Below are 26,661 nucleotides of genomic sequence, written 5' to 3' on the forward strand. Positions count from 1 at the left end.
AATAAAATGAAAGAAGTTGTGATTCTTGTCACTTTTAATAGAGATCCTCTGATAAACTTATCAGAAAAACCCCAATCGTAATCGATTGGGGTTCTTTTATATCCAGCGCCAGTCAGCAGCGCCGCTGGGTTTGTGATTACTTGAATTCTGCTACTAGCTTATCAAAATGAGCCTGGTCAAGCTTCAGGTCTGCTTGTGCAAGCGGAGTTTCTGAATAACCGCTTACTAGCTCCTGATATGATTTGCGCTCTGTGTTTTGATAGATTAAACCAGTCACTAGTCCGTTGTGCTGCATCAAAGTCTGCATGGCAGCTTCACGGTTAGACGGATCGTATCCTTCAACATCGCTAAGCTTTGTAAGGTTCTCTTTGAACCAATCGTATGTGTTGACCTTATTGTAAGTTACGCAAGGGCTGAATACGTTGATCAATGAGAAACCTTCATGCTTGATACCTGCTTCGATAAGAGCAGTCAAGTCTTTGAGGTCAGTTGAGAAACTTTGTGCCACGAATGTAGCGCCAGCAGTCAATGCCAATTCCATAGGAGAAATCGCTTGTTCAATTGATCCCATTGGAGTTGATTTTGTCTTGAATCCAGCAGCTGAACGAGGGGAAGTTTGTCCCTTTGTCAAACCGTAGATCTGGTTGTCCATGACAATATAAGTAATATTGATGTTACGGCGGATTGCATGGACAGTATGTCCCATACCAATTGCGAAACCGTCTCCGTCACCGCCAGAAGCGATAACTGTCAAATCACGGTTAGCCATTTTCACACCCTGCGCGATCGGAAGCGCACGGCCGTGGATTCCATGGAATCCGTAAGAATTGATATATCCAGAGATACGGCCTGAACAGCCGATACCAGAGATTACAGCCAAGTCCTCAGGCTCTAGACCTACATTCGCAGCAGCACGCTGCATTGCCGCCTGTACAGAGAAGTCGCCGCAGCCTGGGCACCAGTTTGGTTTTACATTATTGCGAAACTCTTTAAAAGTCGCCATCCTAGAACAACTCCTTGCATTTTGTGTGGACTTCCTGCGGCAAGAATGGATTTCCGTCATACTTGAGGATCTTATGGATCTTCTCATGACTTCCCACATTCATCTTCATGATGTTTGCCAGCTGTCCTGTCGCATTGTTTTCAATCACTGCAACTTTCTTTGCAGAGTTTACAAGCTGCATCATTTCTTCAGCCGGGAACGGATGAATCAGGCGCACATGCGCATGGTTTACTTTCATACCATCCTTCTCAAGTCTTCCCATTGCCTCTTCAATTGCACCTCTTGTAGAGTTGAAACCTACGATCAGCAGATCAGCTTCCTCATGCGGAGCATTTTTATGGATTGGCGTATCGAACTTCAGATTGCTGATCTTGCGGAAACGCTTATCCATCTGGGCTATGCGGTTCGCTGCAGATTCTGAAGGTTTTCCTGTTTCGTCATGCTCAACACCCGTTACGTGGTGGATTCCGTTCTTCATGCCAGGTATGACACGCGGTGAAACGCCGTCTTCAGTTACTTCAAAACGCTTGAAGTATCCTTTGTTTTCGATTTCAGGCAGTTCTTCCGTCACTAACTTGCCGCGGCGGATTTCAACTTTTTCAAAATTAAGCGGCTCAACGGTCTGTTTGCCTAATGATAATTGAAGGTCAGTAAGCAAGATTACCGGACACTGATATTCTTCAGCAAGGTTGAACGCTTCAGCAGCATCGTAGAATGCTTCCTGAACCGTACTTGGTGCCATGACGATCTTAGGGATTTCACCATGTGTTCCGTAAATCATCGCCATCAGGTCAGATTGTTCCTGTTTAGTAGGAAGGCCTGTTGATGGGCCACCACGCTGTGTATCAACGATAACCAGCGGTGTTTCAGTGATACCGGAAAGACCGATTGCTTCCATTTTCAATGAAAGACCAGGTCCTGCAGATGCTGTAAGAGCACGTACGCCGCCATAGTTGGCACCGATGGTCATCGTTACAGCAGCGATTTCATCTTCCGTCTGGATGACAGCCCCGCCTAGAGCAGGCAATTTCTTAATCAAATATTCCATGATTTCAGAAGCCGGCGTGATTGGATATGCAGCCATGAAACGGCAGCCCGCAGCTAATGCTCCAAGTGCGATCGCATCATTACCGATCATGAATAAGCGCTTTTGACCATCTGCTTTTTCAAGCTGCATGGTCTCGGCACCGCCTAATTGTTCTTTCGTATATTCGTAGCCAGCTTTGATGGCTTCCATATTTTTATCAACAACTTGTTGTCCTTTGCGTCCGAAGATTTCCTGGACGACTTCCTCGAAGACCTGGATGTCCAAATCTAAGATTGCACTAGTTGCACCAATAGCAACCATGTTTTTCATAAGAGATGTTCCCAATTCAGTAGCCATGTCCGTGAATGGAACCGCATACATTGCAGCTTGAGTATCTTCTGGCTTCTTAGGGTCAAACTTAGCATCAGCAATGATTACGCCATTCTCATGCAATTCTTTGTAGTTTACATCGATTGTTTCCTGGTCGAAAGCTACAAGAATATCTAAATCGTCAGAAATAGACCGAACCTGTGTAGTGCTTACTCTGATTTTATTGTTTGTATGCCCGCCCTTGATACGTGATGAAAAGTGACGGTAGCCATACAAGTAGTAGCCTAGACGGTTCAATGCAATAGAGAAAATTTCCCCGGTAGATTCAATTCCTTCTCCCTGCTGTCCGCCAACTTTCCATGAAAGTTGATTGATCATCTCTTACACCCCTTTAGATACGTAAAAAAATATGTAAAAACAATTCGTTATTAAGTGTAGCACTTTTCCAAGTAATTCACTAGAAATAAGAGGTTTAACTCTCAAATCATTGTATATTCTAGTAAATGGATGGTACTAAACGCTTACAATTCTAGACCTATGTGAAAAAAAAAGCAACCCTTTCCAGTTAATTATTGACGAAAATATGAATATTTTTTTATTTATTAAAATATTATAAGTTGATTGCCTTTGACCGCCTGACTTCTATTTAGCAAATCCTTTCTGCTTAAGACTTCAGCATCTCTATCCAGGCAGTCTGCCAGCCATATTATGAAACAAAAACTTCTCGACTTGTATATTAGAATAATATTTTTGAAGTGAATTCCACAAATTTTCGTATTGTTCGTTTCCAGCCAGCTTGCTTACTGTAAACTCAATCCCATCGAAGTCAGACCCAAAACCTACATGGTTCTCCCCGCCTATTGAACATACATGTTCAAGATGGCGGAGTACGTCCTCAATGCTCGCTTCCTTCTTGCCTGACAGGAATTCCGGGACGAACGTAATCCCCATTACCGAATCTTGTTTTATTAACGCCCTGATTTGGTCATCTCTCAGGTTACGCGGATGAGGGCATAGAGAATGACTATTTGAATGGGATGCAAACAAATGGCAGCCACTTTCGACTACATCCCAAAACCCCCGTTCAGACAAATGTGAGACATCACAGGCAGTATTGGTTTCATTCAATACATCAACAACCTGCCTGCCAAATCTAGAGAGTCCAGCTCCTCGATCTTCAAGCGCCCCGTCAGCGACATAATTGCCAAAGTTCCAGGTCAATCCCACAGCACGGACACCGAGCCTGAGGAGAGTGCGTAATTTTAACAGGTCCTGTCCGATCGCGTCACATCCCTCCAGCGTCAGTACTGCACCTATCTCGTTTTCCTCCAGCAAGGTTATATCTTCTTTGTTCTTTATCATTTTCATCTGGGAATTTGGTGAAAGAACCCTCTCATAAAATAAATCCGCCATGCGCAAAGCAGCCATGAATTTCATATCAGGATGAACCGCCTCCGGAACATAGATTGCAAACAACTGGACCTTGGTGCCTGACGCAGTCAGACTTTCCAAATTAACCTGTAATGCCGAAGATTTGACGAAATCCAGGCTCGGGTCGATAAAAAGTTTATAAAGTACATCACAATGAGCATCAAATATCTTCACAAAAATACCTCCTCTTTGTATCGATAATACTCAAAATAAAGGAAACCTGCTTGCAGGTAGCAAACAGGCTGAAAGAGACCCTTAAAGATTCTTTAATAACTATAATCTATCTATAGGCGTGATGCCGCCACTTTCATCTGGGTTCTACGATCAATTTGATTGCAGTCCGCTCTTCGCCATCAATCAGGATATCAGTAAATGCCGGGATGCAAATGAGATCGACGCCGCTCGGTGCTACGAACCCTCTTGCGATCGCTACTGCCTTTACCGCCTGATTTAACGCACCCGCTCCAATAGCCTGGATTTCTGCGCCGCCTCTTTCACGCAGTACCCCAGCAAGCGCACCAGCTACAGAATTAGGATTAGATTTTGCTGAAACTTTTAATATTTCCATTCCTGGCTCCTCCTTATATTGTCCCGATCCTGGACGCCAAAAGTGGACATCCAGGTTAGTTTGTTCCACTGCTACTATATTCAGGAGGAAGCCTACATATGACCGGCACTTGAAAAAACACGTAAAGGCTGGAAAAAATGGTCTATTGTAATGCTCTTTTAAGCCTAAGTATATAAAGGGTGGTCATCATTAACAAGAATGGTTTGGATTTTCAATGCCTTGCCCGTTTTCTTGTCCAGATCAATCAATACGGCGGACAGTTGCGAGCGGCCGTCCTTGGCAACCTCAAACCTAGTCGGCAGGCTTGTTAGAAACCTTCTAAGAACTGCCTCCTTCTCGACACCTAGTATGCCGTCATAAGGCCCTGTCATCCCTACATCAGTCAAATATGCCGTACCGCCCGGCAAAATTCTCTGGTCCGCTGTTTGGACATGCGTATGGGTACCGATAACTGCAGATACTTTCCCGTCCAGGTACCAGCCCATAGCCTGTTTCTCACTTGTTGCCTCTGCATGGAAATCGACAAAGATCAAAGGAGTTCTTTTACTTGCTTCTGCAATCAATTCATCCGCCTTTTTAAATGGACAGTCTAGCGGAGTCAAGAAAGTACGCCCCTGCATATTGATGATTGCCAGCTCTTCCTGGTTGATCTTTAAATAGACAATCCCCTTGCCCGGTACCTCTTCAGGAAAGTTAGCTGGTCTTACTAGATATTTAGCTTTATCGATAAACTCAAAGATTTCACGGTTATCCCAGGCATGGTTGCCAAGTGTCACAGCCTGAGCTCCCTGCTCAAGAAACTGACGATAGATTTTTTCTGTAATCCCTTTTCCGCTTGCCGCATTTTCACCGTTTATGATTGTCACAGTCGGACGGTATTTTTCCTTTAATTTAGGCAGGTATTCTGTCACCATATCCCGGCCAGGAGATCCTACAACGTCCCCAACGAATAAAATTCTCATTACATTCACTTTCCTGTCTTATAATTAATTTGTTTATCTAAAATTGTATCATACTATACATTGTAGATAAAAACCCTTAGATATTCAGCCAGTCCCTCGAACTTGAATCAAAATTGGCTCTCTACGCAACAATCAACATTTTTTTAGAATCAACCGCCTATAATGGTGAAGATCTTATAATTTCTGATTTTCACTAATTCAGGAACCACCTTACTTTCATACAGACAAAAAATAAAAAGCGGTGCATAAGCACCGCTTTATTTTGCGTATTCAACTGCCCGAGTTTCACGAATGACAGTAACTTTGATATGTCCTGGATAATCGAGTTCTTCTTCGATTTTCTTGCGGATATCTCTAGCCAGGCGGTGTGCCTGTAAGTCATCGATTTGGTCAGGCCTAACCATAATCCTGATTTCTCTTCCTGCTTGAATTGCAAACGACTTCTCGACTCCTTCGTAGGATTCAGAAATCTCTTCCAATCTTTCTAGGCGTCGGATGTAATTTTCAAGCGCTTCGCTGCGGGCACCAGGCCTTGCAGCTGACAATGCATCAGCAGCAGCAACGAGTACTGCAATAACCGAAGTCGGCTCAGTATCGCCATGGTGGGAAGCAATACTATTGATCACAACAGGATGCTCCTTGTATTTAGTAGCAAGCTCTACGCCGATTTCAACGTGGCTTCCTTCTACTTCATGGTCAATCGCCTTTCCGATATCATGCAGGAGTCCTGCACGGCGAGCTAATGTTTCATCTTCACCTAGCTCTGCTGCAAGCAATCCGGACAACTGAGCTACTTCCATTGAATGCTTGAGAACATTCTGTCCGTAGCTAGTTCGATACTTCAAGCGGCCAAGAATTTTGATAAGGTCTGGGTGCAGCCCATGTACTCCCACTTCGAAGGTTGTTTGTTCCCCAACCTCGCGAATGTGTTCATCCACTTCACGGCGTGCCTTTTCAACCATTTCCTCAATTCGAGCCGGATGAATACGTCCATCCTGGACAAGCTTGTCAAGAGCCAAACGGGCTGTTTCACGTCTGATTGGATCAAAACCGGAAAGAATTACTGCTTCCGGAGTATCATCAATAATGAGGTCAATTCCCGTTAACGTTTCCAGGGTACGGATGTTCCGTCCCTCACGACCGATGATGCGTCCCTTCATTTCATCATTCGGAAGGTTTACGACTGACACCGTTGTTTCAGCAACATGGTCAGCTGCGCATCTTTGGATGGCAAGTGAAAGGACTTCCTTTGCTTTCTTATCGGATTCCTCTTTCGCCCTGTTTTCGTTTTCCTTAATCATTAGTGCAATGTCGTGAGCAAGTTCTTGCTCAGTACGCTCCAAAATGATGGATTTAGCCTCATCACGCGTTAAGCCCGAGATGCGTTCTAGTTCAGCCTGCTGATTTCGTACCATCTCGTCCACTTTGCTTTCCATCTCTTCAATATGCTGTTGTCTTTTGGAAAGAGCATCATCTTTCTTCTCTAAAAGATTTTCACGTTTGTTCAACGATTCATCTTTACGATCAAGATTCTCCTCTTTTTGCAATAAACGATTTTCTTGTTTTTGCAGTTCATTTCTTCGTTCACGAATTTCACGCTCTGCTTCAGTACGCAGTTTGTGATTTTCATCCTTAGCCTCCAGCAGGGCTTCTTTCTTCAAAGCCTCTGCCTCACGCTTCGCATCTTCAACAATTTGATCTGCGGCGTTTCTGGCACCTGCAATTTTTGCTTCCGCAACGGATTTACGATAAAAATAGCCAACAACTGCACCGACGAATAGGCCAAGCAAAATGGAGATGATTGAAATAATAGGATCCATCATTTTCACCTCCTCTTGCTATGAACTTGTGTTACGTTTTTTAAAGTGTCGGCATGTACATTGTTTCAAGCATCAACATACAGCTCTAATGCTTTTAAACGTTTTTAATACCATGAAAATGTAAAATATACATTTTTAATTGTAAAGCTGCCAATTTTTATTGTCAAGGGTTTGTCCTGTATGGATACGAATCCTTTTTATAATTATTCTATTAATTCTAATTTTTGCATGAAAATAAAGCAAACAAGGTCTCCCGGCTTTCAGGAGACCTTGCAGCTATATCTAGCTAAAATCTATTAATCCAGTTGGAGTTCTTCCTGGTCTTCGTCGCTTTCGGTTACCGTGAACTCACCATCAAGACCATAGTGGTCACGAATCTTTTTATGGATTTCAAGACGGATAGACGGATTTTCTTTAAGGAAAATCTTCGCATTCTCCCTGCCCTGTCCAAGACGCTCTTCATTATATGAATACCAAGAACCGCTCTTTTGTACAATATCCAAGTCAGAACCCATATCGATGATTTCGCCCTCTTTGGAAATACCTTCACCATACATGATATCAACTTCAGCTACACGGAACGGAGGAGCAACCTTGTTCTTTACAACTTTAATCTTTGTTTTGTTACCTACCATGTCATTACCCTGCTTCAATGTTTCCGCACGACGGACTTCAAGACGTACACTTGAATAGAACTTCAATGCGCGGCCGCCAGGTGTTGTTTCAGGATTACCGAACATTACACCGACTTTTTCACGAATCTGGTTAATGAAGATAGCAAGTGTCTTGGACTTGTTGATTGCACCAGATAGCTTACGCAAAGCCTGGGACATCAAACGAGCCTGAAGGCCGACGTGGGAATCACCCATCTCACCTTCAATTTCAGCCTTTGGTACCAGGGCAGCAACAGAGTCAATAACGATAATGTCAATAGCTCCGCTTCGCACTAGGGCTTCAGCGATTTCCAAAGCCTGTTCGCCTGTATCAGGCTGTGAAAGAAGCAGTTCATCGATATTTACACCGAGCTTTTGCGCGTATACAGGATCAAGTGCGTGTTCTGCGTCAATAAATGCAGCTTGCCCGCCGTTAGCCTGTACTTCTGCAATCGCATGAAGCGCTACAGTGGTTTTACCTGAACTTTCAGGTCCGTAAATTTCAATCACACGTCCGCGAGGATATCCGCCTATTCCTAGAGCAACATCCAATGCAAGGGATCCACTTGGGGAAGTAGAAATTTTAGTGTCTGTCTTCTCTCCCAATTTCATAACTGAGCCTTTACCAAATTGCTTTTCAATTTGTTTTAAAGCCATATCTAATGCAGCTTGACGATCACTCACTCCATTTTCCTCCTTTTATATAAAAACGAACTGGCTTACTGCCTGCCCGCAAATCTCATATTTAAAACCTACTATTACTATACCTTTTTCTTAGCTGTTTGTCCATCAAAACATCGAACATTTATTCGTTTTTTTTCGAACAGCTAATTTAATCAAATTTGATTTTCCACTCACCTTTTTATTGTTTTTCATATGGGCTATACCCTCCAAAACACTATTTTAACAAGGATTCTGACTTTTTATCTACAAAAAAACACGGATGCTTACCGCTTCCGTGTTCCTGACAATCTATTAATAATTAAGTGGCAGCCATACTTTACAGCACGCCTCCTGATTGCGGCGCGAGTGCCGCCCAGGTTAAGCTTTTCTGAATGGACCGGATGGCCTTTAAGGTAAATCCCGATATAAACCGTTCCGGATGGTTTGCCTTCAAGTTCATCAGGACCGGCAACTCCGGTAAAACTGATGCCGATGTCAGCATCAACAAGAGAGGCTGCATTTACTGCCAATTCTTCGGCACACTCACTGCTGACCGCACCGTATTTATCGATTGTCTCGTGATTCACATTTACCAACTCAATTTTAGCCTCATTTGAGTAGCAAACAAAACCTCCCTTAAAAAGGCTGCTTGCACCTGGTAAGGAAGTCAGCTCTTGCTGGAACATGCCCCCTGTTAAACTTTCAGCTGCCGCTATGGTCATACCTTTCTCTTTCAGGAGCTTTGAAAGCTCTGCTACGAGGGATGTTTCATCATACCCGTAGAAAAATTCACCAACCCTGGCCATGATTTCCGCTTCGACACCGTCAATCATTGACTGTGCAGAGTTGGTTGAGTCATCCCTGGCTGTCAGCCTTAAGGTCACTTCACTATCACTTGCCAGAGGGGCAATTGTAGGATTGGTCTGCTGGTCGATTAAATCTTCTATCTTGGCTTCAAGTGCTGCCTCTCCAATTCCAAAGAACCGGAGGACTCTTGACTCAATTTTCGCCTGTTTGCCAAACATGCCAGCAATAGCTTCCTGTCCATATTTGATGAACATTGGTTCCATTTCCGACGGAGGACCAGGAAGAAGCATATATTTATGCTCCTCAGTCGATAGGAACATCCCCGGAGCCATCCCGTTATCGTTCTTCAAAATAACCGATCCCTCAATAACAAGAGCCTGCTTCCGGTTGTTTTCCGTCATCACTCTATTCGTCTTTTCAAAGTAAAGCTCAATAGAGCGCATGGCTTCTTCATCTAACACAAGCTGCTTCCCAAGCTGTGCCGCTATCGTGTCTTTTGTCAGGTCATCTTTCGTAGGCCCGAGGCCGCCAGTGAAGAGGATGAACTCTGCACGTTCCTGGGAAACTTTTATCGCTTCCTTCAGCCTGACCGGATTATCGCCCACAACTGTATGATAGAAAACATTTATGCCTAAATCTGCAAGCTGTCTGGATAGGAATCTCGCATTTGTGTTGACGATCTGTCCGAGCAGCAATTCTGATCCAACTGCAATTATTTCTGCATTCATCTGTTCTCCCCCTGTATGGTTCTTCTATTTAGAATTACTGAAAACTTGTTTGTTTTTAGCGAAGTAATCCCAACCAGACCAAATTGTAAAGAACATCGCCACCCATAATGCAATATCCGCAAATGGAATCGAGAATGCTTCAAAAATGATGTTGTGCAGCAATAATGCTGAAATAGCTACTGTTTGTGCCCACATCTTGATCTTCCCAGGCATTTTAGCTGCAACTACTTCTCCGCCTCCAGCGAGGAGCAGACGAAGGCCTGTAACTGCGAACTCCCTGCTGATAATGACAATTACAATCCATGCAGGCGCAAAATCAAGCTCTACCAAAACGATAAGCGCAGAGGATACCAGAAGCTTGTCAGCAAGCGGATCCAAAAACTTTCCTAGATTTGTAACAAGGTTGTGCTTTCTCGCTAAATAGCCATCCACCCAGTCAGTTACCGATGCAAATATATAAATCAGCGCCCCAACTAAATGTGTTACCGGCATAGTTGTACCGAGCAGCGAAATTTCACCCCATTTAAATGGAACGATCATCACGATCAGGAATAACGGAATCAAGAAAATCCGTGAAATCGTAATTTTATTAGGCAAGTTCATATTCTTTTCCTCCAAGATGAAAAATTGCGAAGCCGGAACTTTTTCTCCAGCCACGTTATGCAGTATGTAAAATGATTATAAAGGCGATTTTATCGCATTGATTGTTGTTTTTCAAACCAAGTATATATCCCCCATTCCTCTTAACCTTCGAACTCTTTACGAGGAGGTTTCTGAACAGGGAATGCACTAAAACTAGTAAAACCAACAAGTTTACGAGCAGAGCCATTATAAAAGAAGTCCATTACAATTTTAGCCCGTATAAACGAAAGTCCATACGGGCAATTAAAGCATTTTTACTTATATTTTTACTTAAGCTTGTTGTTTACTCTTTGTTGTTATTGAAATCAGCTGCCTACACAATCAATAACCTATGCGCAAATCAGCTTTTACTTGATAAATTTGATTGTTATTAACTGGGTCATATCTTGTTCAGGAGAAACTGCATACTCCAATTTCTGGTCATTTACATAAATTTCTGTTTCTGGAGCTCGTCCCACATTAATGACTGCCTGGCTTTCATTAGATAAATCTTCAGTACGGCTTTCATTCTTGCCTTTAACAAGTGTTTCCTGGAAAATAGACTTTCCTGCCCCGTTTGAAACACCGACCCATGTCTGGCCAAGAGATACGATTTTAATAACAAGCTTATCAGTATTCTTCAGTTCATACACAGTATTGCTGCCACTATTGGAAGCCACTGTAAGCTCCTGTGCTGGAGTTTCTGGCTCTGCTTCCTTTTCTGCGGGCTCTTCTTCTGTTGTATCATCTTCATTGCTTTCTTCATCATTGCTGCCATCATCAGCAATCTTATCAGATTCTTCAACCCTTGGCTGCCCTTTATCTGCAGTGGCTGGTTCCTTGGCGTCATCGCCGGCATTCTCGACAATCAAATACCAGATTAAAGCGACGGCTCCTAAAATAAAGATCCCAAACAATATTTTCGGAAGCACATCAAGGATTTTAGAAGTATCTGGTGAGATGCTTTTCCTTGTCTGGACACGGGAAAGCTGCTCAGGCAGTTCTTCGTTGTATGTAGTAGGGATTTCATTCTTATACTGCTCAAACAGCTGGTCAGGATCAAGTCCTACCGCTTCAGCATACTGTTTAATAAAGGCGCGGACATAAAACTTCCCTGGCATCATTGAATAATTGCCTTCCTCAATACCAAGAAGGTAGCGCTTTTGTATTTTCGTGATGGACTGCAGTTCGTCCAGGCTGAGGCCTTTTGCTTCACGCGCTTCTTTTAAAATATTTCCTAACTCAGTCACGATAACACCTTCCAATACTGTTAAAAATCAAATCCGCCAAAATCAGAATCAGTAAACATATGATTTTTCTGAACCATATCATAAACGATTTCTTCACCCGGATCATTGCGCAGCTCAATAATATAATCAAAATCATCCATTGTATATTCCGTATTTTGGACGAAAATGTCGGGGTGTTCCACTACTTTCACCGCAGGCAGACGCATGATTTCCCTGACTAACTGCCAGTGCTTTTCATTCGCCCTCCTCGTAGAAACAATCCCATCGATGATGAATAAGTTTTCCGCGTTATACTCGTCCTCGATCAGCTGGTTGCGGATCGTCTGTTTTAATAATGTAGAGGAAACAAAAAGCCATCTTTTATTGGCACAAACAGCTGAAGCAACAACTGACTCCGTCTTGCCGACCCGAGGCATTCCTCGGATCCCAATCAGCTTGTGACCCTCCTGCTTAAACAATTCTGCCATAAAATCGACAAGTAGTCCAAGCTCATCCCTTACGAATCGGAATGTTTTTTTATCATCCGCATCACGCTGGATATACCTTCCATGCCTGACCGCCATACGGTCGCGAAGTTTAGGCTCGCGGATCTTGATTACCCTTATTGTATCCATTGTATTTAAAATTGACTCTAATCGCTCTATTTGGTCATCATCTTTAGCAAGGATCAACAGACCTCGTCTACCTTCATCGACTCCATTAATAGTGACAATGTTAATCGACAGCATCCCAAGCAAAGAAGAAATATCGCCAAGCAGTCCTGGACGGTTAATAACAATCTCATATTCCAAGTACCATTCTTTTTTCTCCATCATTGTCCTCCTCTGCTTTTCGGCCAATTGTAAGCGACACATTTTGACAAGAAATATCTAGCTTCTATAATATATGATTTTTGTAGAAGATGAAAGGAAAAACAAGCCAGAATTGTAGTTATAGGCTTCAAATAGATTTAAGCAGAACCACCAAGGAAATCGCAATCGACTCATAGTGGTTCCGATAAGCCTTATTGGAGCACTTTCAAGAAGGAAATTCCTGCAGCATCTGAAGTGTTCCTTGGCAAATCTGGAAATACGACAACAAAAAAAGAGAGGATCTCAATATCCCCTCTAAATCTGATCTTTAATTAGTACCGTTGTTTTGTACGAGCTTAACCATCATTGTCGCAATCGCATGCTGTTCGTCTGGGCTAGCAACTGACCAAAGATCGGTGAGAACTCTTTCCTGCTCATTTTTAGGGTCAACGTTCTTTGCAAGATAGTCCCCGATTTGGTATGCAAGGTCCCCCATTACTTCTTTGTTCATTCCTTGCTCCTGCGCCTGGTGAAGGCGGTCTCCCAAGAAATCCTTCCATTGATTCCAATTATCCAATACGGACATATTGACAACCTCCTTGTCTAAAAATAGTACAAGGTTATTTTGCTTACGTATGCTGATTATTATTCATGATCCTTGGTCTTTTGAAAATTTGTCACAAAATCCTTATGTATGCCAGCCGCCATTGATTCCAATTACCTGTCCTGTTATGTAGGATGATTTTTCTGATAAAAGAAATTCTATACTGTCTGCGACTTCATCGGGCTTCCCTAGACGCCCTGCTGGTATCTCTTCTGTAATTGCACTAATTTCCTCCGGGGAAAACCCAGATATCATCGGGGTGTGAATGGCTCCTGGTGCGACTGCATTTACCCTTATGCCGGAACCCCCGAGTTCTTTACTCAGTGCTTTTGCGAAAGCAATTTGCGCTCCCTTCACCATCGAGTAAGCAACTTCGCAAGTTGCCCCAGTCTGTCCCCAAATAGAGGAAACGACAACAATGCTTCCGCTTTTTTTCTGTCTTAATTTTGGAATCAGCTTTTTTGTGAGCAACAATGGTGAGGTGACATGGATTTGAATTAGAGACTCTGCTTCTGATTCTTCTATTTCCTCAAGCAAACCATACATAGAATTCCCAGCATTATGGACGATCGCATCCAAGGAAAAAATGTTAGATGCCAGCTCCAGATATCCTGATTTCGACGATAAGTCAGCTTTTATTGGGATGAATTCACCTTCAAACCGGTGCAGCTTTCCCATAAGATTGCCAATTCCTGTTTCATTCTGGTTATAGTGCAAGTAAAGTGAGTAGCCTGCCGCCGCAAGCTTCAGTGCTATTGCTTGTCCGAGCCCGCCGCTTGCTCCTGTGATCAATGCGAATTTTTTCATGGTACTATCCCTTTCCAGCATGTCTAATCGAAAATGCGCCGGAAGGTCCGGCGCATAAGTTTTTAACGAGCTCTTTATTTATCCTTTGGGATTACCTGACAGACAGTGAAACGCTCGTCGGCAATCAAGCTTTCCGCCGCCTTTGTAATATCATCAAGCTTCAGGCTTTCGAGCACTGGCACAACATCGAATAAATCCATTTCGTTAAATGCATAGCGCGTAAACTGGTTGGCAATGTATTCAGGCGAGTTAACCGCGCGGAGGAAGGAGCCAATTTTCTTCTTCTTTGTCCGCTCAAGACTTTCCGCTGTAAAACCTTCGCCCGCTTTCGCTTTCATCAGCATGGATTCAAGCTTTTCCGCGAGAATATCTGGTTCATTCGTATCCCCGCCTACCATTGCAAAGCCAAATCCTTGTTCCTGGCTGTAATCATATGAGAACGTATCATCAATCAACCCTTCACCGTATAACTCAGTATAATTTTCTGAGCTTTTGCCAAACAGGATGTCGAGCATGACATTGATTGAAAGTTCATTTCTTAGCATCTCTTTACCTGACTGGTTTGTGTTTCCAGCCTTAATGCCAACAAGGCATTTCGATGTCTGGACATTCATTTTAAGAACTTGTTTCTTTTGTGCGACCGCAATCTGCTCATCTTCGAACTTCCGATGTATTTCAGGTTTGTTCTTATATTCTTTCTTGTTTTGGTTTTCTTTGATTAACGCCATGATCTCTTCTGGCTTAACCGGACCAACAACAAACAGCAGCATATTGCTTGGATGGTAGAAGGTTTCATAGCACTCATAAAGCATATCTTTCGTTATATGGGAAATTGACTCGATTGTCCCGGCGATATCTATGCTGACAGGGTGGCTTTTATACATATTCTGTATAAGACCGAAATATAGCCTCCAGTCTGGATTGTCATCATACATCGTGATTTCCTGTCCGATGATCCCTTTTTCCTTTTCAACCGTCTTTTCGGTGAAATAAGGTTCCTGAACGAAATCAATCAGTGTTTCCAGATTTTTTTCTACATTAGATGTACTTGAGAACAAATAAGCAGTCCTGGTGAAGGAAGTGAACGCATTAGCGGAAGCTCCTTGCTTGCTGAACTGCTGGAATACATCGCCGTCTTCCTTTTCAAATAATTTATGCTCCAGGAAGTGGGCAATCCCATCAGGGACCTTAACGGAATCATCTTTGTCCGGCGGAAGGAAATGATTATCGATTGAACCGTATTTAGTTGTGAATGTAGCGTACGTTTTATTAAAGCCTTTTTTCGGAAGGAGATATACATCAAGTCCATTATCGAGCTTTTCATAGAACATCTCTTCCTGAAGTTGTTCAAAAATAATCTTCTCCATTATTTGTCCGCCCCCAATCCAGTTAAGAAATAGATGGTATCCAATTGAACCTTCTTGGCTACCTCGACGATTTCCTCTTTCGTCGTTTTACTCATGCCATTCAACCAGTCATCGAGGCTTACCTTTTGCTCGGAAACAACATTATGGTAAAGGACCTCAACCATTCCCCTTGCTGTATCCAAAGTTTCCAGCATCTGATTTTCAATGACAGCTTTTGTCTGCTCAATTTCCTGCTCAGTGAAATCTCCTGCTTTCATCGCTTCCATTTGTTCACGGATGATTTTCACGGCTAAATCGAAATTATTGAATTCGATTCCGGACATTACCATCATTAAACCTTTATGACTTTCGAGGCGGCTTGCAACATAATATGCTAGGCTGTTTTTCTCGCGAACATTCAAGAAAAGTTTTGAATGCGAAAACCCGCCGAAGATGCCATTGAAAACCTGGAGGGCATAGTAATCCTGATCACCGTACAGAATGTTCGTCCTGTAGCCAATATTCAACTTTCCTTGTTTTATATCCTCTTTATCCTTAACCGTCTTCTCTTCCACATTGTCTGCCTTAACAGCTTCCAACGACTTTGGCGTTCGCTCTTCAAACTGAAGCAGGCCCTCAGCTATTGATTGTACTTCATCTTCATTCACATCACCGATAATAAACAGGTCCAGCTCATCCTCCGTAAAGGCCTGCTTGTAGTATTCATAAAGATTCTGCTCATTAAGGGCAGGTATATCGTCTATTTCTCCATTAACATGCAGGGCATATGGTTCACCCTTGCACATTTCCTGTACAAGCCTGAAATTCGAGTATCTCATCTTATCGTCATAAACCGCCTGGATGCGCTGTTTTAACGTACGCTTTTCCTTCTCTACCGTTTCCCTGTCAAAAGCTTCATTTTCCGCAAGGGGATTTACTAATATTTCTGCGATGAGTTCCATTCCCTTTTTTAGCAGCGGTTCAGGATCACTTAAAAACTTTTCATTGGCGATTTCAAGGGAAAAGCTGAGGACTTGATACTCACCTTTCTTTGAGACATCCACATAAAGGTTTGCGCCATAGAGCTCGTCAAGATAAGAACGGAGCTTTGAAGTGGATGGATATGCTTTTGAACTGCTTTGGAGTACATATGGAAGCAGTGCCCGTTTTGTTACATTCTCGCTGGTCAGCGGTGTTTTCATTTTCCAGACGATTGTGTTCGTCTTGAACTTCTCTGTTTTCACAATATGGAGCTTGTAGCCTTTCATATCCTTGATTGTTTCTGAAATGACTGCCATCGAAATCCTCCTTTATTTGTAACGCCATTACTAGCATACACTCATCCTTCTTCACATGAATAAAGCAAACGAAACATTCCTCATTCTTATGTATACGTTGTTATGCCTATATTTAATATTCCTATAAATATACTCTAACTATACCTTTCCCATTTTGTCTATTTCAAGCAATCGCAAAAATACAACCTAAAGAACAAAAAGCGCAAACGACTCGAGGGGCTAGGCGCTGGAGCTGGATTAAGAATACTACATGTAGTTATCCACAACTAAATAATTTTATAATCTCCGGCACAATATAGGAAAAGCTCCCCTCTTGGGAAGCTCTATTGCCTTGCTGCTGCAATTTCTTTATTTGCAGCTGAGTAATGGTATGTATATCCAGTATCAAATTTGGCCTGGTTCTTGCCTGCTGCCTTGGCTTTGTACAAAAGCTGGTCAGTGTATCCAAGAAGCTTATCAGGCAAAGCCTCCCCTTTTGAGGATGCAATCCCGAAGCTCATAGTCACACTCGTGCAGTCCTCACTGAATGTTACCGTGGCTAGTCTTGTGTATAAGTCGGCAAAAAAAACTATCTGTGCAGTTTCGTCAATCGGCGGCAGCAGAAAAGCAAATTCTTCTCCGCCATAACGGAATGCCTGCGCATCAAAATCATCTGCCAGTTCCTGAAAGGCAGCTCCTATTTTTCTAAGTATCTCGTCTCCTGCTAAATGGCCGAACTGGTCATTTATTTGCTTAAAATGATCGATGTCTCCCATAACGAGCAAGAAACTTTGCCTTTCAATTGTCAGAAGCCTTAATTGTTCCTGAAAATGCCGGTGGTTATATAAGCCAGTCAGATAATCCGTGAACATCAGTTCATGAAAGATTTCCTTCTGCTTAAAATGCTTCCTCTCTCGGATCACGATCAGCGAACCAAAAACGCCGACAATCCAGATGAAAAACAAATTCAAGATAAATACGAATGAGGAGTAAAACGTAAAATCGCCCTGCGCTAAATAAATAATTGAATATCCAGCAGTCAAAGAAGCCGAGGAAAGAATAGCCCCCTTAGTCCTCCAGTAAATTGTTGAATGCATAACAAGCAAAAAGGCGATAGGAAATAATGGTGACATGACACCATGTGTCAATACCAAAAGCCACATTAACGCTACATAGTCAAAAACAATACCTGCCTTTGTAAGCAGGTTGAAATATTCGTTTCCAGGGGACATCTTGATAAGTGCAATCTGAGTTACCGCCATGTAAATAAAACCTATAGTCAGCAGATAAGGAAATGATTCTTCCATGAAGTCGAGCCTGTCCGCCAGAGGAGGATAATAGAAAACAAGTACACCCACAACCAGGAAAATCCAGCGAAGATAAGAAAATATTTTTTCCGTCTCACGGTCATCCATGTATAATGATAGCTTCATATGCATAGCCCTCTTATTGCTGTTATTTTTAACCAACTTTTCCTTTATTTTATCACAAGTTGTTGTACGATTCTAAAAATAATGTGTAATTATCCGCTAATTATTTTAATTACTCATCCCAATTGACAATTTGTATTTACATTACAATGAAAAAATGAGGTACCTGGATTCAGGCACCTCATTTCGGGTTATTCTATTTAGTATTTTAAACAACTGATAGCTTAACGTTTTCCACTATCAAAAGTTTCTCCCACGGCCTTTGGTGCCTGTGATGACTTGGAGAAGATGACTAATGCGATCAGCGTTACTACGTAAGGGAAGATTTTTAATAAGATTGGCGGAATAACCGCCAGCTCAGGAATTACTTGAGATACGTTTGCAATCGTACTAGCAAATCCAAAGAAGAATGTAGCTGCCAGAACACCTAACGGTTTCCACTGACCGAAGATCAATGAAGCCAGCGCAAGGAAGCCTAAACCTGAAACTGTTCCTGTAAATTCACCTGCGTAGGTTACGATGATCAACGCGCCGCCCAACCCTGCAAAGGCTCCAGAAATCAGGACGCCGCTATAGCGGACTCTCCTGACGTTAATCCCAGCTGCTTCTGCAGCCTGAGGGTATTCACCACATGATCTTAACCGAAGTCCAAATCTAGTTTTATATAAAACGAATGAACTTACGAAAAGAATCGCTAATACAAACCAAGTTGTTGGATACGTTTTTGTAAAAAATAAATCACCGATAACTGGAATATCAGAAAGGAACGGAACATTTGACGGTGAAAAACCGCTAGTGATTCGGATGTTACCACTTCCAGTAATATTTCTCGCTAGGAACACCGTCAGGGCAGTAGCGATTAAGTTGATTGCAGTACCACTGATGATTTGGTTGGCATTTAGATTAATGCTCGCAAACGCATGCAAGATGGAGAAAAGCACACCAGCTAGTACAGCAGCCAGCAATCCAAGCCAAAGCACTAAAGTGTTGTTGTCCAATACGCCGCTCAAATAGTGGATGGAAAGAGCGCCAGAGAAAGCACCAATGACCATTAACCCCTCAAGGGCAATATTAACAATACCACTTCTTTCACTAAAAAGTCCGCCTAGAGCTGTAATAAGAAGAGGAATTGTAAAGATAATCGCGTAAGGAAAAATTTGTTCTATAATTGACCACATCTTATGAATCTCCCTTCTCGACTACAGGACCACTTTTATCTTTTCGATTGGATCTTCTCTTCATGAATTTGTTTAGCAAACGCTCAATCATTACACTTGTTGCAGCAAAATAAATGATGATCGCGATAATGGTATTTGCCAATTCGGGTGGAATATCCGTCATAGCGTTCATAAATCCTGTACCGGAATACAAAATTCCGAAAAGGACTGCTGCAAAGAATACACCGATAGGATGATTCGCTCCAAGAAGCGCTACCGCGATGCCATCATAGCCCTGTGCAGGAAGAATACCGATTTGGATACTTGAAGCATTTCCAGTATATAATGCTACCCCGCCAACACCCGCAAGGGCACCAGAAATCAACATGGATAATATGATGTTGCGGTTTACTTTCATACCTGCATATTCAGCAGCAAATCTGTTGAATCCAACCGCCTTCAGCTCGAAGCCCAGCGTTGTCTTATCGATGATGAATGCGATAATGATTACAGCAATGACCGCAAGGAACAATCCCAGGTTGATATAAGATCCATCAAACATATCCGTTAGGAAAGGAGTCCTTAATGTTGCTGATTCAGCTAGTTTTTTAGATTCTGTTTCAAGGAATTCTCCCTTGAAGTATCCAGGGACAACATAATAAATAGTCCAATAGGCAATCCAGTTCATCATGATTGTCGAAACAACTTCGTGAACATTGAACTTCGCCTTAAGCAACCCAGGAACAAATGCCCAAAGTCCCCCAGCGATCAGGCCAACAAGGACCATAACTAAAAGCAAGACCGGTCTTGAGAGGTCGAAGGTCAGACCTACAGCTGACGCAGCAAGGCCGCCGACCAGCATTTGGCCGGATGCGCCAATGTTGAAAAGTCCGGTCCGGAAAGCAAACGCCACCGAAAGTCCAGTGAAAATCAGAGGTGTTGCCGTAGCCAAAGTGTTCCCGATGCGCTCAATATTTTTAAGTGCACCTTGAAGCAAGTAAGAATAGCCTTCTATCGGGTTGCTCCCGATGAAAAGCATCAAAATCCCTCCGGCCACTAGTCCTAATATAATGGATATTAATGATACGATGGTATTTCTCATATGCTTCTCTCCTTAGCCACGCCTGCCATCATTAGACCTACTTCATTCTCATTTGTTTCAGACGCTATAACTGTTCCTACAAGTTCTCCATTATTGACAATGGCAATGCGGTCAGATAACTGCAATACCTCATCAAGTTCTAAAGAAATCAACAATACTGCATTTCCTTTATCACGGTGTTCAATAATTCTTTTATGGATATATTCAATAGATCCAACATCCAGGCCTCGTGTCGGCTGAACAGCAATAAGCAGCTTTGGATCAAGTTCCAGTTCGCGTCCGATAATCGCTTTCTGCTGGTTTCCACCTGACAACGTCCTTGCGATAGAAGCTGCACCTTCACCGGAACGAACATCAAAATTCGTCAAAATGTTTTGTGCATACGTTTTCATGGCTGATTCATTCAAAAGTCCGTATTTAGAGAAAGGCGGTTTGTTGTAAATTTGCAGCACCATGTTAGACTCCAGTGTATAGTCGAGAACAAGACCGCGTTTATGTCTATCCTCAGGAATATGGCTGATCCCTTTTTCATTCCTATCGCGAATAGGAAGGTTGGTGATTTCCTCACCACTGATAAGGACTGTTCCTGACTCAGCCTTCCTCAGACCAGTGATCGCTTCAACAAGTTCTGTCTGGCCATTCCCTTCAACTCCGGCAACACCAACAATTTCCCCTGCACGAACTTCAAGTGAAAAGTCTTTAAGTCCCATAACTTTCCGGTTGTTTTTCACTGACAGAGAATCTATTTTCAGTACTACCTCTCCAGGAGTACTTTCTTTCTTATCCACTTTAAAAGAGACATGACGTCCGACCATCATTTCAGCTAAGCTTGCCTCACTGGCATCTGCCACGTTTACAGTGCCGATTCCTTTACCACGGCGGATTACCGTACAACGGTCAGCAACTGCCTTAATTTCTTTCAGTTTATGAGTGATAATAATAATAGATTTACCTTCTTTAATAAGGTTGCGCATGATCTTCATCAATTCATCAATTTCGGCTGGTGTCAAAACAGCTGTAGGTTCATCCAGAATCAGGACATCTGCTTCACGGTAAAGCATTTTCAAAATCTCTACCCTTTGCTGCATACCTACGGAAATATCTTCAATTTTCGCATGTGGGTCTACATTCAATCCATAATGCTTAGACAATTCTTCAATTCTTTTGGCAGCTTTATCAATATCGAGCACCATTCCTTTTAATGGTTCACTGCCCAATATGATGTTTTCTGTAACGGTAAAATTTTCAACAAGCTTAAAATGCTGGTGGACCATCCCAATACCTAAGCGGTTAGCAACGTTCGGATTGGCGATGCGAACTTCTTTCCCATTAACTTTGACGATCCCTCTCTCAGGCTGATACATCCCAAACAGAACACCCATCAGGGTGGACTTCCCTGCACCGTTCTCGCCTAATAGTGCATGTATTTCCCCTTTTTTCAGTGCAAGGGTAATATTATCGTTGGCTACGATACCCGGAAACTCTTTCCTGATATTCAACATCTCAACTACATAACTCATAGTAGCACTCACCTTTGTAATAGACTCGATTACTTTGTAAAATAGGGAGTCCCCTATACTGGAACAGTACTTCAGGTAAAACTTATAAAGACTTAAAAAATTAGAAATTAAAGCCCTTAATTTCAAAAATTTACCGTTCAGACATTGATAGACAAAAGAGACGGAAGGAACCGTCTCTTTTGCTTTTTTTTACTTAAACAAATCTCCTTGTTCTGCAGAGACCTTTACTTCTTCAGATTTAATCTTTTCGTAAACCTCTTTCACTTTGCTTGTAGTATCATCGCTTAAGTTAGGGTTTTTCTCTGGAAGGCCGATACCATCATTCTTAGCATCGAAAGTTAATGTTTTTCCACCAGGGAATTTGCCATCTAACTCTGCCTGAACCATATCGAAAGCAACCTGGTCAAGCTTCTTCATAGCAGAAGTCAAGATAACTGACTTGTCTCCTTCGTACTTACCATCTTCGAACTGGTCAACGTCTACACCAACGATCCAAACTTTTTCACCAGCTTTAGCGCGGTTTTTAGCTTCATTGATCGCACCTACACCTACACCGCCAGCAGCTGTGAAGATTACATCAACGCCACGGTCATAGTATTGAGCAGCAATTTGTCCGCCAGCAGCAGCGTTATCAAATGACCCTTGGTAGATTACGTTTTCTGCTTTGATTGTTACATTTGTTCCAAGGTTTTCGTTTGCGTATTTAAGACCTTGCTGGAAGCCCCAGTTGAACTTCTGTACAGCAGGAATTTCCATACCGCCGATGAAGCCTGCTTCACCTTCTTTTAATTCAAGAGCAGCAGCTACACCTGCAAGGAAACCTGATTCGTGCTCTGCGAAGAATACAGCAACTGTGTTTTCTTTAACAACAGGGTTGTAGTCTCCGTTATGTGGATTTCCGTCAAGGATGACGAACTTAGCATCTTTATATTTATCCTGGGCTTGGAAAACAGCTGTTTCGAACTTAAAGCCCGGTGTAACGATAAACTTATATTCTGCGTCGTATAAGTTACCCATTTCTTTTAAGTATTCAGCTTCAGTCGTGCCGGCAGGCTTAAGGTACTTTGTGCTAACACCGAATTCATCTTCAGCCTTTAAAATACCTTCCCATGTGCCCTGGTTGAATGACTTGTCATCAATTGTACCAGCGTCAGTTACCATACCTACTTTTAAGTCTGACTTTTTGTCGCTTTCGCCGCCTTTTTCATCGCCGCCACAGCCAGCTAACATTGTACCTGCTGCCAAAAGCAATGACATTACCAAACCAAATTTACGCTTTTTCAAGGTTTGTACCCCCCAGAGAATGTTTGTGGATTTTGCAGGAATGTTCTGAAAAACCTATCAGTTAGCGTTTTCATTTCATTAAAAAAATTAAACTCTTCTTCTAAGGACATGAAAACTGAACTTGTCGGCTTTAAAGTAGTTTACCGAATACAGGATTGGTACGTCGTTTTCATCGAAATGCATCTGCTTCAAAACGAGCAGTGCAGTTTCAGGATCACATTCCAGGATGGGAGAAATCTTCTCATGATAGCCAATAGGCTCAATCTGGGCAACTGCATATGTAACTTTACGGTTCGACTTGACCTCTAGCAGATGAAGCAATGATTCATCTTCATGAGAAAAATCGCCCGGCAAGATTTTTCCAGGGATTTTGTCTAAACAATAGACAACCGGTTCCCCATTGGCAGTCCTTACCCTTTCAACCAGAGTGATTTCATCATCAATGGAGCATGAGAAACGGCGGATATCCTCTTCGGTAGGCCCGGTAGTCGTTGAGTTTAAAAAGATTGTTCCCGGCTTCATCCCTGCCTGCTCAATCATGGCCGTCACGCTGTTAAGCTGTTCGATCCCTGATTCAAACAATGGTTTGGCATTAACAAAGGTACCTACTCCATGCCTGCGGATGATGACGTTTTCTTCTTCAAGAATACGCAATGCTTCGCGGAGAGTAGCCCTGCTTACGCCAAGCTGCTTGGCAAGATCGAATTCTGAAGGGAGTTTTTCTCTTTCTTTATAAACACCCTTATGAATATCTTGCTTCAGATGATCAATTACTTGTAAATACAGGTGCCGGTTATCTGACTTGATCGACATGAGGCGTTCCTCCAACCCTTTTGCTCAAGACATCAGACATCTGATGTATAGCATTCCTACTAATCGAAAATACTATAACACTTTTTCCGAGATAAATAAATAGCGTTTCTACATTTTGTCGAAAAAAGCTAGAAACACCAAAATTGTCATATATTCCGGGACAAAAATCCTATATTTTTGGTATAATGGTATTTTGAAAGCGTTTTTAATAGTATGTCATTATTATTTTTCAGTAGTATAAATGACCTATAAAAAACAACAGCCGGACAATCACGTCCGACTGTTGCCTCTTGTTATTTTCCATACTTCTAAGCTTCTTCTGACTTTGCAACCAGGACATTCCTTGGCTTGCTGCCCTCATAAGGTCCTACGACTCCCCGCAGTTCCATTTCATCGATGAGCCTCGCCGCCCGTGAATATCCTATCCTGAACCTTCGCTGGAGCATCGAGACTGAAGCAGTCTGCATTTCGACAACAAGGTCTACTGCGTCTCCATATAAATCGTCTTCGACTTCTGATGTGTTCTCAGGGATGTCCTCAGGAATCATTTCCTCCTGATATTGCGCCTTCTGCTGACCAATGACATAGTTGACGATGTCCTCTACTTCTTCATCAGAGAGGAACGCTCCCTGCACCCTTACAGGCTTTGATGCACCAACAGGCAGGAACAGCATATCTCCTCTTCCTAAAAGCTTCTCCGCTCCGCCCATGTCTAAAATGGTACGGGAATCTGTCATAGAAGAAACAGCAAAGGCAATCCTTGATGGAATATTTGCTTTAATGACTCCAGTTATGACATCAACAGATGGACGCTGTGTTGCGATGATCAAATGAATCCCAGCGGCACGGGCCATTTGAGCCAGACGTGTGATGGAATCTTCGACATCAGAGGATGCAACCATCATCAAGTCAGCAAGCTCGTCGACGATAACAACGATAAAGGGAAGCAGTGGCTGCTTGGCTTCTTCCTCGTTGTTGTACCTTTTAATATATTCATTGTACCCTTCTATGTTTCTTGTACCTGTATGCGAGAAAAGCTCGTAACGCCTTTCCATTTCACTTACGACTTTCTTAAGTGCCTGGGAAGCTTTTTTCGCATCGGTAACAACTGGCGCCAGCAAGTGCGGCACTCCATTGTACACATTCAATTCCACCATCTTCGGGTCGATCATCATCAGCTTTACTTCGTGAGGCTTTGCCCGCATCAGAATGCTTGTGATGATACCGTTGATACAGACACTTTTTCCGCTTCCTGTTGCGCCTGCAACGAGAAGATGGGGCATTTTATTTAATTCGGCAAGCACAGCCTCACCGGTAATATCACGCCCTAGTCCAATCTGCAGTTTCGAACTTGGCTTATTGTGCTGCTTCGATTCAATAACTTCTCTTAATGAAACCATGGCTACTTCTGAATTCGGGACTTCAATTCCGATTGCCGATTTACCAGGAATAGGCGCTTCAATCCGGATATCCTTTGCAGCGAGCGCAAGCGCAAGGTCATCGTTCAAGCTGACGATCCTGCTGACTTTCACCCCGACATCTGGATGGACTTCATACTTTGTAACAGCTGGGCCAAGATGGACCTGGGTTACACGCGCTTTAACCCCAAAGCTTTGGAACGTCCTTTCAAGCTTCGCGGCATTCGCATGGATCAATTCATATTCACCGCTTTGGTCCGTTTTGTTTGGCAGCTTCAATAAGCTTAATGGCGGCAGCTCATATGAGGTATTCTCAACTTCAGTAAAAGCAATTGGGTGCTGAAGTTCTTCATTTTCTTTCGCAGGATCGCTTTTATTATTTTCCTTTTTCGCGGCTTGCTGTTGTGTTTCTGCCGGATTTGCGTATGCCCGTTCAGCAAAACTTGAGATGATTGGTTCCGGCGTTGGTTCCTCGGCCAATTCTATCGTTCTCTCCATTTGCTCTTGTGCGGCAGTCGGGTGGCTGCTTCGGCTTTCAGCCTGGCGCGCTTCACGCTGGGCCGTTTTTTTCTGCTGCTGATTTTCTTTCCATTGTTTAAGATCTTCAATAAATGATTCCCATTGATCTTTCACAAAGCTGCCGATTGGCAGAAGGATTTTACCCGCTGCTTCACTGAAGGTTTTGCCGGTAACCAGGACTGCGCCGAAAATGATTAATACAAATGCGATTAGCTGGGAGCCGGCTGCATCAAATAAATAATAAAATAGGGCAAACATAACAGCGCCTATTATTCCTCCGCCGAGGTCAGTCGTACTCGTTTCCCCCTTCGCTTCCATGACAAATAAATCAAAAGTGTTCTTGATCACGCTGGGATCTTCGAACTTTCCTCCATTCGACAGAAGTTCGAATAAAGTCACATGACTTAATAAGAGGATTGCGCTGACAATCAAATATGTACCGATCAACTTAGTATGGAAGATAAACGGAAGACTTCTTTTCCACATAATAAAGATACTGAATACTACGAGCCCTACTAAACTGAGCATATACCATTCTCCAAAGAAGAAGCGGAAGAACATGACGACTGTTTTCCCCACTGCGCCAAGGTCTGCCATCGCAATGATGGCCATTGCAAGCAAAGCTAACCCGGCAAGTTCATATTGAACTGTTGATTTTAATGTATTCTTTTTTCTTGATTGCCGTCTTTTCTTTTTGGCCATTTTATCACCTTATATTTATAGCTTCACT

Annotated in this window: 22 protein-coding genes; all 22 read right to left on the reverse strand. The window is 42.7% G+C overall.

Annotation, left to right across the window (positions count from 1 at the left end; genetic code table 11):
• Positions 1-136: 136 nt before the first annotated feature.
• The 22 genes from M3204_RS18635 to M3204_RS18740 all read right to left on the reverse strand — a co-directional run bounded on the left by M3204_RS18635 (position 137) and on the right by M3204_RS18740 (position 26,633).
• A complete protein-coding gene (locus M3204_RS18635) occupies positions 137-1,003 on the reverse strand; it encodes a 2-oxoacid:ferredoxin oxidoreductase subunit beta (RefSeq protein ID WP_251485843.1) in 867 nt (288 codons plus the stop codon).
• Position 1,004: 1 nt separating this feature from the next.
• Entirely contained in the window at positions 1,005-2,738 is a 1,734-nt protein-coding gene (locus tag M3204_RS18640; protein WP_251485856.1) for a 2-oxoacid:acceptor oxidoreductase subunit alpha, read from the reverse strand.
• Positions 2,739-3,041: 303 nt separating this feature from the next.
• Positions 3,042-3,965, reverse strand: a complete 924-nt coding sequence (locus M3204_RS18645) for a dipeptidase (protein WP_251485859.1) — start codon at positions 3,963-3,965, stop codon at positions 3,042-3,044.
• 133 nt (positions 3,966-4,098) lie between these two features.
• Entirely contained in the window at positions 4,099-4,359 is a 261-nt protein-coding gene (gene spoVS / locus M3204_RS18650) for a stage V sporulation protein SpoVS (RefSeq protein ID WP_010193268.1), read from the reverse strand.
• A 164-nt stretch (positions 4,360-4,523) separates the two neighbouring features.
• Positions 4,524-5,321: a TIGR00282 family metallophosphoesterase gene (locus tag M3204_RS18655; protein ID WP_251485862.1), complete on the reverse strand. Its 798-nt coding sequence runs from the start codon at positions 5,319-5,321 to the stop codon at positions 4,524-4,526.
• 257 nt (positions 5,322-5,578) lie between these two features.
• A complete protein-coding gene (gene rny, locus M3204_RS18660; RefSeq protein ID WP_251485959.1) occupies positions 5,579-7,141 on the reverse strand; it encodes a ribonuclease Y in 1,563 nt (520 codons plus the stop codon).
• A gap of 296 nt (positions 7,142-7,437) precedes the next feature.
• Positions 7,438-8,478, reverse strand: a complete 1,041-nt coding sequence (gene recA / locus M3204_RS18665) for a recombinase RecA (protein WP_353056054.1) — start codon at positions 8,476-8,478, stop codon at positions 7,438-7,440.
• Positions 8,479-8,741: 263 nt separating this feature from the next.
• Positions 8,742-9,992, reverse strand: coding sequence for a competence/damage-inducible protein A (locus M3204_RS18670; protein WP_251485866.1), 1,251 nt, complete (start codon positions 9,990-9,992; stop codon positions 8,742-8,744).
• 24 nt (positions 9,993-10,016) lie between these two features.
• Positions 10,017-10,595: a CDP-diacylglycerol--glycerol-3-phosphate 3-phosphatidyltransferase gene (gene pgsA, locus M3204_RS18675; RefSeq protein ID WP_251485869.1), complete on the reverse strand. Its 579-nt coding sequence runs from the start codon at positions 10,593-10,595 to the stop codon at positions 10,017-10,019.
• A gap of 386 nt (positions 10,596-10,981) precedes the next feature.
• Positions 10,982-11,863: a helix-turn-helix domain-containing protein gene (locus M3204_RS18680; protein ID WP_251485872.1), complete on the reverse strand. Its 882-nt coding sequence runs from the start codon at positions 11,861-11,863 to the stop codon at positions 10,982-10,984.
• A 20-nt stretch (positions 11,864-11,883) separates the two neighbouring features.
• Positions 11,884-12,675, reverse strand: coding sequence for a DUF3388 domain-containing protein (locus M3204_RS18685; protein WP_251485976.1), 792 nt, complete (start codon positions 12,673-12,675; stop codon positions 11,884-11,886).
• Positions 12,676-12,982: 307 nt separating this feature from the next.
• Positions 12,983-13,240: a DUF3243 domain-containing protein gene (locus M3204_RS18690; protein WP_251485875.1), complete on the reverse strand. Its 258-nt coding sequence runs from the start codon at positions 13,238-13,240 to the stop codon at positions 12,983-12,985.
• Between the two features lie 102 nt (positions 13,241-13,342).
• Positions 13,343-14,065 carry an elongation factor P 5-aminopentanone reductase gene (gene ymfI, locus M3204_RS18695; RefSeq protein WP_251485879.1) on the reverse strand — a complete coding sequence of 241 codons (723 nt, stop codon included), beginning with the start codon at positions 14,063-14,065 and terminating at the stop codon, positions 13,343-13,345.
• Positions 14,066-14,139: 74 nt separating this feature from the next.
• Complete coding sequence (gene yfmH / locus M3204_RS18700; RefSeq protein WP_251485883.1) at positions 14,140-15,432, reverse strand: EF-P 5-aminopentanol modification-associated protein YfmH; 1,293 nt, start codon at positions 15,430-15,432, stop codon at positions 14,140-14,142.
• Complete coding sequence (gene yfmF / locus M3204_RS18705) at positions 15,432-16,709, reverse strand: EF-P 5-aminopentanol modification-associated protein YfmF (protein WP_251485885.1); 1,278 nt, start codon at positions 16,707-16,709, stop codon at positions 15,432-15,434. The genes yfmH and yfmF overlap by 1 nt, the downstream gene beginning before the upstream one ends.
• 323 nt (positions 16,710-17,032) lie before the next feature.
• Positions 17,033-18,121, reverse strand: a complete 1,089-nt coding sequence (locus tag M3204_RS18710) for a sensor domain-containing diguanylate cyclase (protein WP_251485895.1) — start codon at positions 18,119-18,121, stop codon at positions 17,033-17,035.
• A 221-nt stretch (positions 18,122-18,342) separates the two neighbouring features.
• Positions 18,343-19,296, reverse strand: coding sequence for an ABC transporter permease (locus M3204_RS18715; RefSeq protein ID WP_251485900.1), 954 nt, complete (start codon positions 19,294-19,296; stop codon positions 18,343-18,345).
• Between the two features lies 1 nt (position 19,297).
• Positions 19,298-20,377, reverse strand: a complete 1,080-nt coding sequence (locus M3204_RS18720) for an ABC transporter permease (RefSeq protein WP_251485903.1) — start codon at positions 20,375-20,377, stop codon at positions 19,298-19,300.
• Complete coding sequence (locus M3204_RS18725) at positions 20,374-21,897, reverse strand: ABC transporter ATP-binding protein (RefSeq protein ID WP_251485906.1); 1,524 nt, start codon at positions 21,895-21,897, stop codon at positions 20,374-20,376. Before M3204_RS18725 ends, M3204_RS18720 begins: the two co-directional genes overlap by 4 nt.
• Positions 21,898-22,086: 189 nt before the next feature.
• Positions 22,087-23,181 carry a BMP family lipoprotein gene (locus M3204_RS18730; protein WP_251485909.1) on the reverse strand — a complete coding sequence of 365 codons (1,095 nt, stop codon included), beginning with the start codon at positions 23,179-23,181 and terminating at the stop codon, positions 22,087-22,089.
• An 87-nt stretch (positions 23,182-23,268) separates the two neighbouring features.
• The gene (locus M3204_RS18735; RefSeq protein WP_251485910.1) at positions 23,269-23,994 is read right to left on the reverse strand and encodes a GntR family transcriptional regulator; all 726 of its coding nucleotides are present in this window, start codon (positions 23,992-23,994) and stop codon (positions 23,269-23,271) included.
• A 308-nt stretch (positions 23,995-24,302) separates the two neighbouring features.
• On the reverse strand, positions 24,303-26,633 hold the full coding sequence (locus tag M3204_RS18740; protein ID WP_251485912.1) for an FtsK/SpoIIIE family DNA translocase: 2,331 nt from the start codon (positions 26,631-26,633) through the stop codon (positions 24,303-24,305).
• Positions 26,634-26,661: the final 28 nt, after the last annotated feature.

The sequence above is a fragment of the Mesobacillus subterraneus genome (assembly GCF_023715485.1).
In the GTDB taxonomy this organism is placed as follows: domain Bacteria; phylum Bacillota; class Bacilli; order Bacillales; family Cytobacillaceae; genus Mesobacillus; species Mesobacillus subterraneus_B.